This is a genomic window from Mycobacterium sp. PSTR-4-N (genome assembly GCF_022348085.1).
GTDB lineage: Bacteria > Actinomycetota > Actinomycetes > Mycobacteriales > Mycobacteriaceae > Mycobacterium.
On the sequence record NZ_JAKRFN010000005.1, the window covers coordinates 192,863 to 210,190 of the forward strand.

General features: G+C 65.4%; 20 protein-coding genes. 13 read left to right on the forward strand and 7 right to left on the reverse strand.

The features are described 5' to 3' along the window. Position 1 precedes the first annotated feature (1 nt). From MHN84_RS09580 to dnaB, 7 genes are all read left to right on the forward strand, one after another. Positions 2–301 carry a hypothetical protein gene (locus MHN84_RS09580; protein ID WP_241204393.1) on the forward strand — a complete coding sequence of 100 codons (300 nt, stop codon included), beginning with the start codon at positions 2–4 and terminating at the stop codon, positions 299–301. Positions 302–387: 86 nt separating this feature from the next. Beyond that, on the forward strand, positions 388–858 hold the full coding sequence (locus tag MHN84_RS09585; RefSeq protein WP_241204394.1) for a DUF5078 domain-containing protein: 471 nt from the start codon (positions 388–390) through the stop codon (positions 856–858). Positions 859–971: 113 nt separating this feature from the next. Further along, on the forward strand, positions 972–1,262 hold the full coding sequence (gene rpsF / locus MHN84_RS09590; protein WP_018603055.1) for a 30S ribosomal protein S6: 291 nt from the start codon (positions 972–974) through the stop codon (positions 1,260–1,262). Positions 1,263–1,328: 66 nt separating this feature from the next. Next, positions 1,329–1,841 (forward strand): single-stranded DNA-binding protein, encoded by a 513-nt coding sequence (locus tag MHN84_RS09595; protein WP_241204395.1) that lies wholly within the window; start codon positions 1,329–1,331, stop codon positions 1,839–1,841. Between the two features lie 50 nt (positions 1,842–1,891). After that, positions 1,892–2,149, forward strand: a complete 258-nt coding sequence (gene rpsR, locus MHN84_RS09600) for a 30S ribosomal protein S18 (protein ID WP_043403642.1) — start codon at positions 1,892–1,894, stop codon at positions 2,147–2,149. An 11-nt stretch (positions 2,150–2,160) separates the two neighbouring features. Next, positions 2,161–2,616: a 50S ribosomal protein L9 gene (gene rplI, locus MHN84_RS09605; RefSeq protein ID WP_241204396.1), complete on the forward strand. Its 456-nt coding sequence runs from the start codon at positions 2,161–2,163 to the stop codon at positions 2,614–2,616. Positions 2,617–3,087: 471 nt separating this feature from the next. Continuing rightward, positions 3,088–5,289 carry a replicative DNA helicase gene (gene dnaB, locus MHN84_RS09610; RefSeq protein ID WP_241204397.1) on the forward strand — a complete coding sequence of 734 codons (2,202 nt, stop codon included), beginning with the start codon at positions 3,088–3,090 and terminating at the stop codon, positions 5,287–5,289. Between the two features lie 118 nt (positions 5,290–5,407). On the opposite strand, the gene MHN84_RS09615 is transcribed toward dnaB, so the two are convergent. Further along, positions 5,408–5,914 (reverse strand): MarR family winged helix-turn-helix transcriptional regulator, encoded by a 507-nt coding sequence (locus tag MHN84_RS09615; RefSeq protein ID WP_241204398.1) that lies wholly within the window; start codon positions 5,912–5,914, stop codon positions 5,408–5,410. A gap of 161 nt (positions 5,915–6,075) precedes the next feature. Here MHN84_RS09615 and MHN84_RS09620 point away from each other — a divergent pair, with 161 nt between their 5' ends. Together MHN84_RS09620 and MHN84_RS09625 are read left to right on the forward strand one after the other, a co-directional pair. After that, positions 6,076–6,441 carry a Rid family hydrolase gene (locus MHN84_RS09620; protein WP_241204566.1) on the forward strand — a complete coding sequence of 122 codons (366 nt, stop codon included), beginning with the start codon at positions 6,076–6,078 and terminating at the stop codon, positions 6,439–6,441. A 205-nt stretch (positions 6,442–6,646) separates the two neighbouring features. Beyond that, a complete protein-coding gene (locus tag MHN84_RS09625; protein ID WP_241204399.1) occupies positions 6,647–7,252 on the forward strand; it encodes a TetR/AcrR family transcriptional regulator in 606 nt (201 codons plus the stop codon). A 104-nt stretch (positions 7,253–7,356) separates the two neighbouring features. Here MHN84_RS09625 and MHN84_RS09630 read toward each other — a convergent pair whose 3' ends face one another. The 5 genes from MHN84_RS09630 to MHN84_RS09650 all read right to left on the reverse strand — a co-directional run bounded on the left by MHN84_RS09630 (position 7,357) and on the right by MHN84_RS09650 (position 10,997). Further along, complete coding sequence (locus MHN84_RS09630; RefSeq protein ID WP_241204400.1) at positions 7,357–8,772, reverse strand: FAD-binding oxidoreductase; 1,416 nt, start codon at positions 8,770–8,772, stop codon at positions 7,357–7,359. Positions 8,773–8,806: 34 nt separating this feature from the next. Continuing rightward, a complete protein-coding gene (locus tag MHN84_RS09635; RefSeq protein WP_241204401.1) occupies positions 8,807–9,190 on the reverse strand; it encodes a DUF4267 domain-containing protein in 384 nt (127 codons plus the stop codon). Positions 9,191–9,215: 25 nt separating this feature from the next. Further along, positions 9,216–9,533: an NIPSNAP family protein gene (locus MHN84_RS09640; protein ID WP_241204402.1), complete on the reverse strand. Its 318-nt coding sequence runs from the start codon at positions 9,531–9,533 to the stop codon at positions 9,216–9,218. A 46-nt stretch (positions 9,534–9,579) separates the two neighbouring features. Continuing rightward, complete coding sequence (locus tag MHN84_RS09645; protein ID WP_241204403.1) at positions 9,580–10,056, reverse strand: DUF1772 domain-containing protein; 477 nt, start codon at positions 10,054–10,056, stop codon at positions 9,580–9,582. A gap of 341 nt (positions 10,057–10,397) precedes the next feature. Beyond that, positions 10,398–10,997: a TetR/AcrR family transcriptional regulator gene (locus tag MHN84_RS09650; protein WP_241204404.1), complete on the reverse strand. Its 600-nt coding sequence runs from the start codon at positions 10,995–10,997 to the stop codon at positions 10,398–10,400. Positions 10,998–11,191: 194 nt separating this feature from the next. Between MHN84_RS09650 and MHN84_RS09655 the strand changes: the two genes are divergently transcribed. The 3 genes from MHN84_RS09655 to MHN84_RS09665 all read left to right on the forward strand — a co-directional run bounded on the left by MHN84_RS09655 (position 11,192) and on the right by MHN84_RS09665 (position 16,036). Continuing rightward, positions 11,192–11,638, forward strand: a complete 447-nt coding sequence (locus MHN84_RS09655; RefSeq protein WP_241204405.1) for an MmpS family transport accessory protein — start codon at positions 11,192–11,194, stop codon at positions 11,636–11,638. Beyond that, complete coding sequence (locus tag MHN84_RS09660) at positions 11,635–14,544, forward strand: RND family transporter (RefSeq protein WP_241204406.1); 2,910 nt, start codon at positions 11,635–11,637, stop codon at positions 14,542–14,544. The genes MHN84_RS09655 and MHN84_RS09660 overlap by 4 nt, the downstream gene beginning before the upstream one ends. Before the next feature lie 400 nt (positions 14,545–14,944). Then, the gene (locus tag MHN84_RS09665) at positions 14,945–16,036 is read left to right on the forward strand and encodes a sensor domain-containing diguanylate cyclase (protein ID WP_241204407.1); all 1,092 of its coding nucleotides are present in this window, start codon (positions 14,945–14,947) and stop codon (positions 16,034–16,036) included. A gap of 15 nt (positions 16,037–16,051) precedes the next feature. Here the strand turns inward: MHN84_RS09665 and MHN84_RS09670 are convergent, their stop codons facing one another. After that, entirely contained in the window at positions 16,052–16,624 is a 573-nt protein-coding gene (locus MHN84_RS09670) for a TetR/AcrR family transcriptional regulator (protein WP_241204408.1), read from the reverse strand. A gap of 139 nt (positions 16,625–16,763) precedes the next feature. Here MHN84_RS09670 and MHN84_RS09675 point away from each other — a divergent pair, with 139 nt between their 5' ends. Then, on the forward strand, positions 16,764–17,288 hold the full coding sequence (locus MHN84_RS09675; protein ID WP_241204409.1) for a DUF308 domain-containing protein: 525 nt from the start codon (positions 16,764–16,766) through the stop codon (positions 17,286–17,288). Positions 17,289–17,328 lie beyond the last annotated feature (40 nt).

The window sequence follows — 17,328 nt, forward strand, 5'->3', positions numbered from 1 at the left end:
CATGGGTTTCCTCACCAAGACCGTGCCCGTCGCGGTCCTCCTGGGCGGCTTCGCCGCGGGCGCGTTGGGCTTCGGCGCGGCGACGTCGGTCGCCCAGCCGCCGCCCCCGCCTCCCGGACCGGCCGAGTTCCCCCCGAACCCGCCGGGCGAGCCGGTGCCGAACTGGGCGCCGCGCAAGCCGGCCGACATGTGGAACGGCGAGCCCGTGGTGTGGACGTCGATGTGGGGTGGCCGCTGGGGTGTGTGGAAGCACGGCCAATTCATTACGCTGTCGTCCAACCCCGTCACCAACGGCGGCTGAGCATCGGACTGGGCAGCTGCCTAGCTGCGCTATATAGTTGGCCCACGGCGCGACGCGCGCAGGCATTCGACGAAGTAGGAGCAACCATGACCGGAATGGTGAGTCGGGTGCTGCGGACCGCGCTGGCGACGGCGGCGGCCGCGGGGGCGTTGTTCGGCGCGGCGGGTACCGCCCAGGCGGACTCGACCGACGACTATCCGATTCCACACCGCATCATCGTCACCCAGTGTGATGTCGAGCAGTACATGGCTGCCGCCCGCGACACCAGCCCGGTGTACTTCGAGCGGTACATGATCGACCGGAGCAACCGGCCGGCCGACGTTCAGCAGATGGCCTTCGACCGGATCCACTGGTTCTTCTCCCTCGACCCGGTCGCGAGGCGCCAGTACTCCGAGGACACCGCGACCAACGTCTTCTACGAGCAGACGGCCACGCGCTGGGGTAACTGGGCGAAGCTGTTCTTCAACAACAAGGGTGTCGTGGCGCATGCCACCGACGTCTGCATGAACTACCCCAAGGGCGACATGTCCGTCTGGGACTGGCCCGTTCGCCGTTAGCGATTTCGTACCTTCCTCCCTGGTCATGTAGCCTGGGCCGGTTGCCGACGCAGGCGACCCTCCTGCCACGGACACGCCGTGGCCGTCAGACCAGAGGAGGTGATGGGTTCCCTATGCGTCCATACGAAATCATGGTCATCCTCGACCCCACACTCGACGAGCGCACCGTTGCTCCGTCATTGGAGACGTTCCTGAACGTCATCCGCAAAGACGGTGGCAGCGTCGACAAGGTCGACATCTGGGGCCGGCGCCGGTTGGCGTACGAAATCGCCAAGCATGCCGAGGGCATCTACGCGGTGGTCGATGTCAAGGCAGAGCCCGCGACGGTGTCCGAGCTCGACCGTCAGCTCAACCTCAACGAGTCCGTGCTGCGGACCAAGGTGATGCGGACCGACAAGCACTAAAGAGTGCCGATCGTCGGAGCCGCTGCGTAGGCTCGCGCCCAACGTCCGCTCACCTAGGAGGAACTCGTGGCTGGTGACACCACCATCACCGTCGTAGGAAACCTGACCGCCGATCCGGAACTGCGTTTCACGCCGTCCGGTGCCGCGGTGGCCAACTTCACCGTTGCGTCCACCCCGCGCATCTACGACCGGCAGAGCGGGGAGTGGAAGGACGGCGAAGCGCTGTTCCTGCGGTGCAACATCTGGCGTGAGGCCGCCGAGAACGTGGCCGAGAGCCTCACCCGCGGGTCGCGCGTCATCGTGACGGGCCGGCTCAAGCAGCGCTCCTTCGAAACCCGCGAGGGCGAGAAGCGCACGGTGGTCGAGGTCGAGGTCGACGAGATCGGGCCGTCGCTGCGGTACGCGACCGCGAAGGTGAACAAGGCGAGCCGCAGTGGCGGCGGCGGGGGCGGTTTCGGCGGCGGCGGCGGATCGTCGCGCGGCTCGGAGCAGCCCAGGTCGGGGGCGCAGGACGACCCGTGGGGCAGCGCGCCCGCGTCGGGCTCCTTCGGCGGTGCCGACGACGAACCGCCCTTCTGAGACAACACATTTCGGAACATTCCGAGACATTTCAAGAAAGAGTTAGACACATGGCCAAGTCCTCCACCAAGAGGCGTCCGGCTCCGGAGAAGCCGGTCAAGACACGCAAGTGCGTGTTCTGCTCGAAGAAGGGGCAGAACATCGATTACAAGGACACCGCGCTGCTGCGCACCTACATCAGCGAGCGCGGCAAGATCCGTGCCCGTCGGGTGACCGGCAATTGCGTTCAGCACCAACGCGATATCGCCATCGCGGTGAAGAACGCCCGCGAGGTCGCGTTGCTGCCGTTCAGCTCGTCGACGCGATAAGGACGATTGAGATGAAACTGATTCTGACTGCCGAGGTGGAGCACCTCGGAACGGCAGGCGACGCGGTCGAGGTGAAGGACGGCTACGGCCGTAATTACCTGTTGCCCCGCGGGCTGGCGATCGTGGCCACCCGTGGCGCTGCTCGTCAGGCCGAGGACATCCGGCGCGCGCAGGAGCTCAAGAGCGTCAAGAGCCTCGAGCACGCCAATGAACTGAAGACCGCACTCGAGGGCCTCGACGGCGTCGAGCTCTCGGTGAAGACCGCCGGGGACTCGGGCAAGCTGTTCGGCTCGGTGACCGCGGCCGACGTGGTCGGCGCGATCAAGAAGGCCGGCGGTCCGAACCTCGACAAGCGGACCGTGCAGCTGCCCAAGTCGCACATCAAGACCGTGGGCACCCACTCCGTCACGATCCGGCTGCACCACGATGTGGCCGCGACCGTGTCGTTGAACGTGGTCGCCAACTAACAACTGACGAGTCAACGGCCGGGTGAGGACCGAGAGGTCCGAGCCCGGCCGTTGTCGTGCTTTCGGCGAACTGTTCCGGCCGATTCCGTCACAGCGAACATAACCCGGTGTTAACCTGCACGGCCCGCGATGGAAACGCAACACGCCCGAGAAGGCAACCCGGGTCGACACGCCGACTGATTTACCATCCACAGAGTCGACCCCGTCTCAACAGGCGTTCAGCTGCGGAAACGGACCAGATCACAGTGTTGATCCACAAGTTGTCCCCAGTACCTCAACATGGCTCACCAGACCTATCCACACGCCATCCCCAGGTCTGTCAACAAGGGGTGGTTGCGTCTCGCGCAGCAACGTCTAGCGTTGGCCGTCGCGGACACGATGCGGGCGCCGCGGGGACGATGTCGGTGCACCGACATACAGTCTCATCGAACGTCCGTTCGACACCGATTTGGGGAGGGGTGAGGGCACCGCGTGGCTGTCGTCGATGACTTGGGCCGGCCCGATGAGCATGCGGCCATGGAGCCTCCTCCGAACGAGGAGTTCGGTCGGCAGCCCCCGCAGGATCTGGCGGCCGAGCAGGCCGTGCTGGGCGGCATGCTGCTGAGCAAGGACGCGATCGCCGATGTTCTGGAGCGGCTGCGCCCCGGTGACTTCTACAAGCCGGCCAACCAACTGGTCTACGACGCGGTGCTGGATCTGTACGGCCGCGGAGAGCCTGCTGACGCGGTCACCGTCGCGGCAGAACTGGACCGCAAGGGGTTGTTGCGCCGGGTCGGCGGCGCGCCCTATCTGCACACGCTGATCTCCACGGTGCCGACGGCGGCCAACGCCGGGTTCTATGCCGAGATCGTGGCGGAGAAGTCGCTGCTGCGCCGGCTCGTGGAGGCGGGCACCCGTGTGGTGCAGTACGGCTACGCCGGTGCCGAGGGTGCGGACGTCAACGAAATCGTGGACCGTGCGCAGGCCGAGATTTATGACGTCACCGAGCGCCGGGCCACCGAGGATTTCGTCCCGCTCGAAGAGCTGCTGCAGCCGACGATGGACGAGATCGACGCGATCGCGTCCCAGGGCGGCATCTCCAAGGGTGTGCCGACGGGCTTCACCGAACTCGACGAGCTGACCAACGGGCTGCACCCGGGCCAGATGATCGTCGTCGCGGCGCGTCCGGGTATGGGGAAAGCTCTGGCGTTGGACACACCGCTGCCGACGCCGTCGGGATGGACGACGATGGGCGAGGTCGCCGTCGGGGATGAGCTGATCGGGCCCGACGGACTGCCGACGCGCGTGGTCGCCGCAACGGAGGTGATGACCGAGCGGCCGTGCTTCGAGGTCGAGTTCTCCGACGGCACAGTGATCGTCGCCGACGCGGAGCATCAATGGCTGACGTCGGGCGCGATCCGCACGACGCGGGAGATCGCCGAGACGCTGCCCACTGTCCACACGGTGAAGAACACAGCGGCGATTCAGCGCGCGGACTTGAATCTTTTGGTACCGCCGTACACGTTCGGTGCATCGCTCGGCGGTTGGACCGACGATGCTGAGATCCAGATGTGGATCGAGGCGGAGTCAAGTGAGCGCGGGGCGATCGTTCGGGACCGCATCCCACCGGAGTATCTGCGCGCGTCGGAGCCGCAGCGGCGGGCGCTGCTGGCGGGATTGCTTGACGCTTGCGGAACCGTCGCGGTTGACGGATCGATCGAACTCGAGCTGGCTGACGAGCGTCTCGCGCGCGGTGTCGCGGAGCTCGTTGTGTCGCTGGGGTATCGCTGCGAGTCCGAGGTGGCGGGCTGGCTCCGAATCACAGCCGGCGACAGCGTGTTCCGGCTCCATCGCAAGGAACTGCTGCACAAGGAGCGCAGGGGGACTGGCGTCGCCTCACGGACGATCGTCGACGTGCGACCGGTGCCAAGCGTGCCGGTCCGGTGCGTGGAGGTCGACAACGTCAGCCACATGTACCTGGCGAGCCGGTCGATGGTCCCGACGCACAACTCGACCCTCGGCCTCGATTTCATGCGGTCGTGCTCGATCAAGCACCACCTTCCGAGCATCGTGTTCTCGCTGGAGATGAGCAAGACCGAGATCGTCATGCGCCTGCTGTCCGCGGAGGCCCGGATCAAGCTGGCCGACATGCGATCTGGCCGCATGAGCGATGACGACTGGACGCGGCTGGCGCGGCGCATGAGTGAGATCAGCGAGGCGCCGCTGTACATCGACGATTCACCGAACCTGACGATGATGGAGATCCGCGCGAAGGCGCGGCGGTTGAAGCAGAAGGCGGACCTGCGGCTCGTGGTCATCGACTACCTGCAGCTGATGACGTCGGGCAAGAAGGTCGAGTCGCGTCAGCAAGAGGTCTCCGAGTTCTCCCGGCAGATCAAGCTGTTGGCGAAAGAGCTGGAAGTGCCGGTGGTCGCGATGAGCCAGCTGAACCGTGGACCCGAGCAACGTACGGACAAGAAGCCGCAGCTGTCGGATCTGCGTGAGTCGGGTTCGATCGAGCAGGACGCGGATATGGTTGTGTTGCTTCATCGTCCGGATGCGTTCGAAAGCGATGATCCGCGTGGCGGTGAGGCCGACCTGATCATCGCCAAGCACCGCGCCGGCCCGACCCGAACCGTGACGGTGGCGCATCAGCTGCACCTGTCGCGGTTCGCGAACATGGCGAAGCAATAGCCGAGGTCTGTCGCACGGCCACGCATCTCACCCCACGACGCTCGCTTTAGGATCAGGTCTGCCGATTCGTCGCTCGCCGAACCAGCCCCGTGGTGTCAGTGCAGTAGCGCGCTGTTTCTCAGCCGAACTCGGTGGGACGGATACGCATCTTGCCGGCGATGCGGACGAGGGCTCGCCGGTCGGCGTCGTTCAGAGGATCAAGGACCACCTCGCGCACCGTTCGCAAGTGGATGGGAGCCGCCGCGACCACAACGTCGTATCCACTGTCGGTCAGGGCGGCGATCGTGTAGCGGCCGTCGGTTGGATCGGGTGAGCGTTCGACCCACCCACGCTGCTCGAATCGCTTGACCACGTTGGACAGTCGCGACAGCGACCCATTGGCCAAGAAGGCGAGTTCACTCATCCGCAGGCGACGATCGGGCGCCTCCGAGATGTGACTCAGGGCGAGGTACTCGAAGAGCGTCAGCCCGGCGTGACTCTGCAACGGAGACTCCAGCCGCCCGGGCAGCAGAAGCATGATCGACACCAAGGCGGTCCAGGCGTCCTTCTCGCCCTCCGTCAGCCAACGGATGTCCCCACCGCCCTTGCCGTCGGGCGTGGGTGTGGCGGACGTGTCGCTGGGCATAGCCGATCTTAACCAACGGACATGACTTTACGCGTGAAGTCATAACGTGCTAGCTTTACTTCACGTATTAATTCAATCATGAAGTTAACTCCCAAGGAGTAGTCGTGCCCCATATCGAATTCTTCGCCACCCCCGGTTATGGCGACACCCAGCTGTCGAACATGCATTACAACCAAGCGGTTCGCATCGGCAACCGGATCGAGGCCTCGGGGCAGGGGGGATGGGACGACGACTTCGACTTCCCGGAATCCCTTGAGGACGAGATCATTCGGGCCTTCGACAACCTGGAGCGGACGCTCGCCCACGCCGGAGCGACGTGGGGCGACGTCATCGCCGTGGATTCGTATCACATCTCCACAGCGGATGACTCGATCGGCGACGATCACAATCGAGTGATGGTGGCGCAATTCCGCAAGCGGATGGGGGACCGCTCTCCGATCTGGACGCAACTCGGCGTGGCCACCCTCGGTGCACCCAAGATGCGGGTGGAGATCCGGGCCACCGCGATCGTCGGTGACGGAAGCTGATCCGTGGCCACAGCGCGGAAGCCGAACTGTGCGGATCCGTGATCCTCGCGTTCTTTCGGCGCCACGACTCAGCGCGGTCCCGAAACCCGGGAAATCGCAGGCGCGTTGGCAGGTGATCGGCGACCCCTATACAGCGCAACAGTATTCGTCCAGTTGTCACGGAGGTTAGCGTGGCTACTACATCTAGCGGTGCTACCATCATACTGTGGGTATCGAAGAGCGCCGCGAGCGGGACCGCATCGCACGCCGGGAGCTGATCGTCGCGACAGCTCGTGAGCTGGCCGAGGCTGAAGGGTGGGATGCGGTGACCACCAGGCGACTGTCCGCTGAGATCGAGTACAGCCAGCCTGTTCTCTACAAGCACTTCGCGGGCTTGACGCAGATCGCCGACGCGGTCGCGGTGCAGGGCTATGCCGAGATCGCCGAGGCCATTGCGGCCGCCAGTGCGACCGACGGTCCTGCCAAAACTGTTCTGCCGCGGATCGCCCGGGCGTATTTGGATTTCGCACAACGCAACCCAGCGGTGTACGACGCGATGTTCACCCGTGCTACGGCGCTGCGCTTCGCCGAGCAGGACACCCCTCCGCAGTTGTCCGCAGCGTTCGCGGCATTGCGTCAGGCGATCGGCCTGGTCGCCGGTGCCCGCGACGTCGACACCCTCACCGAACTCTTCTGGGCGGCACTGCACGGGATGGTCACCCTCGGCTCCACCGGCCGGCTCCCGGCAGAACGGGTGGACGACCGGGTCAGACTACTGGTCGAGCTGGTCGCCGGCGACGCGCCACCGACACGGCACGGCGACCACCCCTGATCGGGCGGCAGTCGGCGACCGACTCTGCAGCGCAGCGTAATTGAGCTGTGCGGCGGGAAGCGTTGGCTCGTTCAGCTGAGCGCCTCACCGGCCACCGCGCACCGTCATTGGGCCAGCTGATCGTCGCCCTTTGCCATTTTGACGGCGCGTTCGAGGTGGGCCGCGGTGGTGGTGTGGAACGCGGCCAGGGTGCGGGTGGGGGCCAGGCAGCGATCGGGGTCGACGGTGGTGCTGATGCGGGCCAGGCGCTGCAGGTCGTCGTGGCCGAATCCGTTGCGGTCGGCGGCGCGGCCATCGGCGAACGGTCCGGCGGAACGGCCGATGTCAGCGGTGTCCGCCGCCGCGCGCACTCTCGTCAAGCCGTCCTCGGTGCGTGCGCGGGCGGTGATGTCACCGGCGGTGCCCACCGCATGCAGTAGGTAGGGGCCGGGGACTGCGGTCAGTGCTCCGTCGCGGGCGCGCGCCATGGTGTCGAGGTTGCGCAGCTCGACCATCACCACCGATGAATCGACTTCAGCGGCGGTCCGCAAGATGTCGGCGCTGACTGCCGGCGCGTTCGGACCCAGCCAACGGCCGATGCCCAGTGCCGGAACGGGATTGGGCGGGTCGAGGTGGATGCGGGCAAGCCGGCCGGCGTCGGCGGGCCCCCAGCTGTCGTCAACCACCGCCGTCGGCGCAGACCGCAGCGCCTGCAGCAATGGTTCGGCTGCTTCAGCCGCGCGTGGGGAGGCGAATGCCAGATGCACCACCGGGACGCCGCGGAGCGCCGGAGGGAACATGGGGGCGCCCGGCGGGGTGTGCAGCACGCTCAGGCTTGTCGACAGCGCCTCTCCGATATTGGGCATCGCGTCGGTCCAGGCGGCGACGACAGGCTCCAATGCGTCGATGCTCCACACCCGGTATCCGGCCCATACCGCGTGCGGTGCAACCAGTTCGAGAGTCAAAGCGGTGGCGATGCCGACGCCGCCGCCGCCGCGGAAGGCCCATAGCGCCTCTCGGTCCATCTCGTCGTCGGCGTCCTCGGCGGCGCGGCGAATCCGGCCGGTGCCGTCGACGTAGTCGACCGCCAGCAGCGTCGACGACGCCATGCCGTGCGGGCGGGTCAGGAACCCGACTCCACCGCCGAAGGTGTAGCCAGACACCGACACGGTCGGGGAGGTGCCTGCCAACCCGAGCAACCCGTGCGGTTCGGCGACCGCGTTGACGCCGGTCCACGTGGTTCCGGCGCCGACGTGAGCGATTCGGGCGGCGGCGTCGACGTGGACGGTGTTCATATCGGAGGTGTTGATCAGGAGGTGGTCGGCGCCGATCGGCGCGCCGGCGCCGTGCCCGCTGGCCTGCACGGCCACCCGTAGGTCGTGTCGGACGGCCCACTGCACGGCATCGGCGACTTCCTCGGCGGTATGTGGGTGGGCCACAGCAGCCGGGTGCTGGGTGACCGTGGCGTTGTGCGGAGTCGTTGCGGCCCGGTAGAGCTCAGTATCTGGCGCAGCGTACACATCGGTTCTGCTGTCGGTCATTCGCTCCTCCTAGGCGGGGGGGTGGCAGAGCCGGTCAGGAGGCGAGCAACAAGCCGGTGGTGAGGAGCATGACCGCAGCGGTACCGCCGTGCACGCCGTACGCGATGGACTTCGCGCCGCCGCTGCGCAGCACGATGGTCGCGTCGACGATCGGGATCAGAGTGGCGGTGAGCATGACCCAGCCGAGGAGGTGCGTGGCGTGGGTGATCAGGAGGATGATCACGAACAGCCCGGTGGTGATGTCGCGGATGCCCTTCACGCTCAGGTAGGCGCGGGCACCGGGCTGGTCGAGATCGGGCAGTACACCGTAGCCGGCGGCCGCGGTGCGCGGCGCGAGCAGGAAGCGCGCGCCGATGAGGATGATGGCGGCCGCGAGGACGCCGGCTAGAACGTAGCCGATGGTGGTCGTGACGTTCACGTCGAGTTCTCCTGTGAGTGGTTCGTTATCGGGTGGGGGAGAAGGTGGTGGGGTCGAGCAGGGTGGTCTGGACGTCGAGAATGTCGGCGACGTCGAAACCGGCCATGTCCGAGGCGAATTCGCGACTGGCCATCACGCGGCGGGTCAGCTCGTCGGGGTCGGTGGCGGGTGGGTACTCGATCACGGCGATCAGCCGATGGGCGTCACGGCCGTGCTCGGTCCACACCCCGTGAGTGGCGATACCGAACCCGGCGAAGGTGGGCAGGTGGCGGGCCCAGTGCACGTCGGCGTAACGCCGCAATGCCTCAGGTGATCGCAGGGTGTAGATCCGCAGTTGAAACATCGGTGCTCCATCGGTCGAGGGGGCGTGCCGGTGTCGGCGGGACAGGTCAGGCGATGAGGACCAGGCAGGAGGCGCCTACCGCAATCCCCTGCAGGGCGGCGCGGACGTCGATGACTGAATTCCACTTCGTTTGAAGGCGGCGGCCGGTCGCGAGGGTGTGGCCGGCCTCGGCGGCGGCGGTCAGGTGCCGGTTGATCGGCGCGCTGACCCGGAGGTAGATGAGTAGCCAGATGAGCAGTGCTGCCAGAGCGGTACAAGCAGCGATTGCCTGCATGACGTGGCCGGCCACGACCGCGGCGATCGCACCGACCGCAGCGCCTGCAACGCCTGGAACTGCGGCGATCGGCATGCGCCGGTCGCCGTAACGATGTACGTAACCGGTCAGTGTGACCAATGCGGCGTCGCCGACATGCGCCAGTGCGGGTCGTAGCACGATCGCGCAGAACACATCAGTGCCGAACACCACGCTGGTGCCCAGGACCGCGATCAGCGCGGCGACTCGGACGACATGCTCCAGGTCCATGTGAGCTCCTTCTCGGTTGGTGCTAGCAACGCTAACCCCCTCGCGTCACGCAGTCAATAGCAACGCTATGAGAAGTAGCGACGCTAACAGAGCCGTGGGATTCATTGTCGACGGTGGTCTCGATCAGCCCGCGGTAGAGGGTCTCGACGAGATCGCGCTCTTGCACGTCGCTACTCAACCTTGTCGGGACGGCGACGCGACGGTCTACACGACTTCTGCTGGCCGTGGGAAACGAAGCCGGCTTGCCTCTTGAGGGCCTGCTAAGACCGTTGTCCCTCAACCGTTCTGGTTACGCTGCGGCCTCCGCGAAACCCGTAGCTATCTGCAGGCAGACAGTATGGTCAACCGCCGGTCTTCCTCGTCAAACTGGGCATCAGCACCGTGTCAACGAGAGTCCGTACGGTCTCCTCGGTCGGCGGCCGGTCGGCGACCATCGCGCGGAACACCAGGTAGCCGGGCAGCAGATCGAATACCTCTTCGTTGATCGCCGATGCGTCGATCTCGCCGCGTTCCACCGCGGCGGCGAGCACGCCGTCGATGATCATTTTGCGTTGCATGACGAACTTTTGTTGGAACGCCTGGCTTAGCCGCGGGTTGTGCGACATCTCGTTCAGTACCGCGCGCATGGTGGGGGTGTGCTCACGAGAGTGTTCGCACACCGCGCGACCGATCTCGATCAGATCCGAGCGCAGTGAGCCCGTCCTTGGCGGCACCGACGAGCTGCGCGTGCCCTCGATGAAGGCCGCGAGCACCAAGTCGGCCTTCGAGGGCCACCGCCGGTACATGGTCGCCTTGCTGGCCCGTGCTTCGGCTGCGACGGCATCCACAGTCAATCGGTCGTATCCATGCAGCTGCAGCTGCTGCAACGTGACGGCCAGGAGTTCGGCTTCACGCGTCGTCCATGGACACCCCGCGGTGTCAGCTCTGGACTCGGTGCTCACATTTCCACCTTAGGTCGCGCGTTCGGAATGCATCCGCGATCACTGACGTTCGGAGCGGTGGGAGCAGGCATTGGTGCATGCGTCAAGCGGTTGCGTTGCTTCGTACGGTACCGTACCGTTCTCATACGGTCCACAGGTTGGCCAATAGACACGGCCGGTGCCGGTTGTGTCGGCCGGACGCGAAAGGCGCACCAGTGAGCGGGATTTCGGTTGGCCGGCTGGCGCGACGATGGTGGACGATCATCGTCGCCGTCGTGGTCGTCGCCCTGGTCACCTTCACCGTGGTCCGGCTGCACGGCATCTTCGGGTCCGACAACGAAGTGTCCCGGCCCGGCTCTGATGCGCTGGAGAACACCGGATTCAACCCCAAACAGGTGATCTTCGAGGTCTTCGGGTCCCCGGGATCCGTGGCCACCATCAACTATCTCGACATCCATGCTCAACCGCAGCGTGTCGACGACGTCCCGCTCCCGTGGACGAAGACGCTGACCACCGACGACCCGACGCTCTACGCCGACCTGCGCGCGCAGGGTGACGGCGACACCATCGGCTGCCGCATCACGGTCAACGGCATCGTCAAGGACGAAAGGTCCACGAACAACGTGAACGGATACATCTCCTGCCTGGACAAGACGGCATGAGCAACCACAGCGCGGAGACCGTGGAAGGGTCACGGATGGCTCGGCTGATCCGCCGGCTCGCGCTCCCCATCGTGTTGATCTGGGTCGCCATCGCGGTGCTGTCCAACGTGATCGCACCCCAGCTCGAAGTCGTCGGCGCTGAACGGTCGGTGGGGCTGAACGCGCCGGACGCCCCGTCGATCCAAGCGATGCGTCATATCGGGCAGGTGTTCCACGAATTCGATTCCGACAGTGCGGCGATGGTCGTGCTCGAGGGCGACAAGCCGCTGGGTGCCGACGCACACGAGTTCTACGACCGGCTGGTCAAGCGCCTGGCGGCTGACACCGAACACGTGGAGCACATCCAGGACTTCTGGGGTGACCCGCTGACGGCCGGTGGTTCGCAGAGCAAGGACGGCAAGGCCGCCACCGTACAGATCTATCTGCACGGGAACCAGGGTGAGGCGGCGTCCAACGAATCGGTGGACGCAGTCCGCAAGATCGTCGCCGACACCCCCGCGCCGCCGGGTGTGAAGGCTTATGTCACCGGTGCATCACCACTGGTGACCGACAACTTCGAAGTCGGCAGTGAGGGCACCCACGAGGTCACGGCCATCACCTTCCTCGTCATCGCGATCATGCTCCTGGTCGTGTACCGCTCGGTGGTGACGATGCTGATCGTTCTGGTCACGGTCGCCGTCGAACTGATGGCGGCGCGCGGTGTGGTCGCCGTTCTGGCGCATTCCGGTGTGATCGGCCTGTCCACCTACTCCACGAACCTGTTGACGCTGTTGGCGATTGCCGCGGGCACGGACTACGCGATCTTCGTCGTCGGCCGGTATCAGGAAGCACGCAGCAAGGGGCTCGAACGCCTACCGGCCTACTACGACATGTATCGCGGCACCGTGCACGTCATCCTCGGCTCCGGCTTGACCATCGCCGGCGCGGTGGCGTGTATGCAGTTCACCCGACTGCCGTACTTCCAGACCCTGGGCATCCCGGCGGCGCTTGGCGTCGTCGTCACGTTGGCTGCGGCGTTGACCTTGGGACCCGCAGTTCTGTTGCTGGCCAGTCATTTTGGGCTGCTGGAACCGAAGCGAAAGCTGCAGGCGCGCGGGTGGCACCGGATCGGCACGGCCATCGTGCGCTGGCCCGGCCCCATCCTGGTGGTGACGATGGGCATCGCGCTGATCGGTGTGCTCGCACTGCCGGGCTACCAGACCAGTTACGACAACCGTCCCTACATCCCGGACAGTGCGCCCGGTGTGGTCGGTATGGAGGCCGCCGAGCGGCATTTCACCGAGGCGCGGATCAACCCGGAGCTGTTGATGATCGAAACCGATCACGACATGCGTAACCCGGCCGACATGCTGATCCTGGAGCGCGTCGCCAAAGCGGTTCTGCACACCCCGGGGATCGCTCTGGTGCAGTCGATCACCCGGCCCCTCGGCACGCCGATCACGCACAGCTCGATACCGTTTCAGATCAGCGCATCGAGTGCCAGTCAGATCATGAACCTGAGCTATCAACAGGACCGCGCCCAGGATCTGCTCAAACAAGCACACGAGATCGACAACACGATCAATGTGCTCAGGCAGCAGTTGGCCCTGCAACAACAGAGTGCCGCGGTCACCCACGAGCAGACCGAGGCATTCCATGACACCGTGAACACGGTCACCGATCTGCGCGACAAGCTCGCCAATTTCGACGACCAGTTCAGGCCGCTGCGCAATTACTTCTACTGGGAGCCGCACTGCTTCGACATACCGCTGTGTGCTGCGCTGCGCTCGGTGTTCGACTCCCTCGACGGGATCTCCGAGCTGGCCGACAAGTTCAACGCCATCACCGCGAGCCTGGACAAGCTCGACGCGCTGCAGCCACAGCTGGTTGCGCTGCTGCCTCCGCAGATCGCCATCCAGGAACGCAACCGCGAACTGACGTTGTCGAATTACGCGACCACGGGCGGCACCAACGCACAGAGCCAGGAGGCTCTGGTCAATGCCACCGCGATGGGGAAGGCCTTCGACGACGCCAAGAACGACGACTCCTTCTACCTTCCGCCGGAGGCATTCGACAATCCGGACTTCAAGCGTGGCCTGAAATTGTTCCTGTCGCCCGACGGTAAGGCGGCCAGAATGATCGTCACCCATCAGGGCAATCCAGCTGACCCTGAGGGCATTCCGCACATCGATGCGATCAAGGATGCGGCGTTCGATGCACTGAAGGCCACCCCGATGTCGGACGCCAAGATCTACGTCGCGGGCCTCGCTTCGACCAACAAGGACATCCAGGAGGGGATGACCTACGACCTGCTGATCTCGGCGCTGGCGGCGTTGGCGCTGATCCTGTTGGTCATGATGTTCATCACCCGCAGCATCGTGGCCGCCATCGTGATCGTCGGCACCGTGGCGCTGTCCCTCGGCGCCTCGGTCGGTCTGTCAGTGCTGCTGTGGCAGTACATCTTCGGGATCCACCTGTTCTGGATCGTCGTTCCGTTGGCAATCATCCTGTTGCTCGCGGTCGGTGCGGATTACAACCTGCTGCTGATCTCCCGGTTCGAGGAGGAGATGCATGCCGGCCTGCGTACGGGCATCATCCGGGCGATGGCCGGTACCGGTCGCGTCGTCACCGCAGCCGGATTGGTCTTCGCCGCGACGATGTCGTCGTTCATCTTCAGCGACCTGGTGGTGCTCGGTCAGATCGGCACCACGATCGGGCTCGGGCTCCTGTTCGACACTTTGGTGGTGCGCTCGTTCATGACACCGGCCATCGCAGCGCTCCTGGGGCGGTGGTTCTGGTGGCCGCTGAACGTACGGCCCAGCCCGGCCAGCCGGATGTTCCGGCCGTACGGAACCCGCACCGCGGTGCGGGAGTTGCTCCACCTCGACGAGCGCAAGCGCGATGCCCCGGCGGCCGTAGACAACTAGAAGATCCGAGTGCCGGTACGGAGAAGAGCCGGCAGGTGTGAGCAGTCCCCTGTGGCGCGTGTTGGCACTGGCATGTTGACCAGCACGCCGTCAGCGAAGAAAGCGGGAGTCCGAGACGACGGCGTATTGCCGGTCACGGTGAGGTGCGTCGCGGCACTCGCCACGCGTCTTCGCGGCAGGCAGCAAAGGAGCTATCGGTTGCTGGCTCGCGCGCGGCGCGTGCAGAACGCACGTCGTTGGTGGAAGATACTCAAGGGCCACTGGCGGTTTCGACGCGGTGAACCGGATTTGAGCGGAGATTCGGCCAGACTGCACCACGTGCCGAGTTAAGATTTGGCCTCGCTGGACGAGGTACAGCGAGGGCGTCACCGGGACTGCTCAACACGTAAGGGGGCCGTGCATGTCGGGCAGCGAGTTTCCGGTACCCGGTAACGAAGACAGGCGGATGCAGGTTCTCGCCGATTACAACATCCTGGATTCGCTGCCGGAACAGGCGTACGACGACTTCGCGAAGCTCGCTTCGGCGATCTGCGGCACACCGATCGCGCTCATCACATTGGTGGATGACGACCGCCAGTGGTTCAAGGCGAATGTGGGCCTGGGCGTGAGCGAGACACCCCGGTCACAAGCGTTCTGTGCGCACGCGATCATGGATCCCGGCAACGTGATGACGGTCGAGGATGCCACCGCCGACCAGCGCTTTGCCGCGAATCCACTGGTGACCGGAGACCCCGGTATCCGTTTCTACGCCGGCGCACCGCTTGTGGCACCGACCGGTGAGGCGCTGGGCACGATCTGTGTGATCGACCGCGAGCCGCGCAGTCTCACCGAAACCCAGCGAGAGGCGCTGGAGATACTCTCCCGCGAGATCATCGTGCAACTCGAACTCCGGCGGAGTATCGCGACGCTCGAGCAGGCTGTTCTCGACCAGGAGAAGTACGTCGAACTCCTGCAGGAGTACCAGCGGGACATCGAGAAGGTCCGGGTGCACCTGGAGTCTCAGTCGGTCACCGACGTGCTGACAGGCGTGAAGAATCGACGGTCATTCGACCTGACAGTCGAAGAGGAATTCATGCGCGCGCGCTCGAGACGGACGACGCTGTCACTGCTCATGATCGACATCGACAACTTCAAATCCTTCAACGATGAGTTCGGTCATCCGGCGGGTGATGAGGTGCTGCGCTCGGTCGCGCAGTTCCTGCAGTCGGAGATGCGCGAGTCGGACTCCCTGTTCCGTTACGGCGGAGAGGAATTCGCGGTCGTTCTGCCCGAGACCACATGCAAAGGCGCGTTCGTGCTCGCCGAACGGTTCCGGCGCACCGTGCAGAGGGCACCGTGGCCGAAACGCGCGATCACGATCAGCGTCGGGGTGGCCGCGATCGACGCGGACACCGTCTCGCCGCGGGAGCTTCTCCAATGCGCCGACCAAGCGCTCTACAGCGCAAAGCAGACCGGCCGCAATCGGGTGACCATGGCCCCCAGCGGGACGTGACCGCCCGCGGGTAGCTCACTCGCGGTGGAGCCCGCGGGGGTCGCTCAGGTGCGGGTTGACGAAACCAGTTGGCGGCGGCAGGGTGTGGCCGTCGCTCTGCTCATCGAGTCCGGTCGCTACCCGCAGGAAAGGACCGAAAAGGCGCCATCCCAGTTGCAGAGCAAGTGCGTCTGCAGTGGCGACGCGCGCTGCGTAGTCGTCGTCGTAGTGGTCCCGGGCGGCCGCGATGAGTTGATCGATGTTGGGAAAGCTGCGTTGAAGCCGTGCGACGTCGTAGCCATCGAGCAGCGCGCGGGCGATGACCTTCCAACTCCGCTCCGCGCGCGCTTCGACGACTGCGCGTGGCGCGCCCGCATCTCGCGCGGACACCAAGTCCTCGGCGAGGTAGTCCAGCACCGATGTCACAACCGCTTCCTTCGTGCCGATGTGGCGGAAGATCAGCCCGGCGTTGACCCCTGAGCGGTCGGCGATGTCGCGCATGGACGTCGCGGCCGGACCTCGCTCAGCGAACAGGTCTGCCGCATGCGGCAGCACGACGGTACGAACCCGTGTGGCCGCGTCGCTCGGCCCTCCACTTGCTGTAGTCACTCGACTACAGTAGCGTGTAGTCAATCGACTACAGCGCGCGGTCAGACGCGTGGCGCAGACAGGGAAACGCATGTCAGATCACTTGCTCGAAGCGCGTCAAATCTCCGGTGCAGATCGCACCTTGGCGTCGTATTACAGTGTGCGCGGCGTTGTTTCGCTCGCCTGGGTCGCCGCCGCGTTGCTCATCGGGTCCACGTCGGCGTTCATCGCCGGCGCCCTGCTGCTGTTCTATCCGGCATGGGATGCCGCCGCCAACGCGGTCGATGCCCGGCTGCACGGAGGCCTTCGGCGCAATCCCACCCAGGCGTTCAACATGGCGGTCAGCGGCCTGACGACAGTCGCCGTGGGTATCGCACTCACGATGAGCCTCAACGCCGTCCTGGGGGTCTTCGGGGTGTGGGCAGCCATCTCGGGGTTGCTGCAACTGGCAACGGCGGTGCGTCGGTGGAAGCGCGCGGGAGCACAGTGGGTGATGATCCTCAGCGGTGCCCAATCCGCAATCGCCGGCGCCATGTTCGTGCTGGCGGCCGGCGCCCCGGAGACGCCGGGCGTCGTCGACATCACCCCTTATGCCGCGTTCGGCGCCTTCTACTTCCTCGTCTCGGCGGCGTGGCTGGTCTTCTCCGCTGCACGACGCCGACATCAGATCCTGCCGAAGGGATGACTCGTGTCTTGCGTACCGGTGATTCGAGCATGCTGGGGGG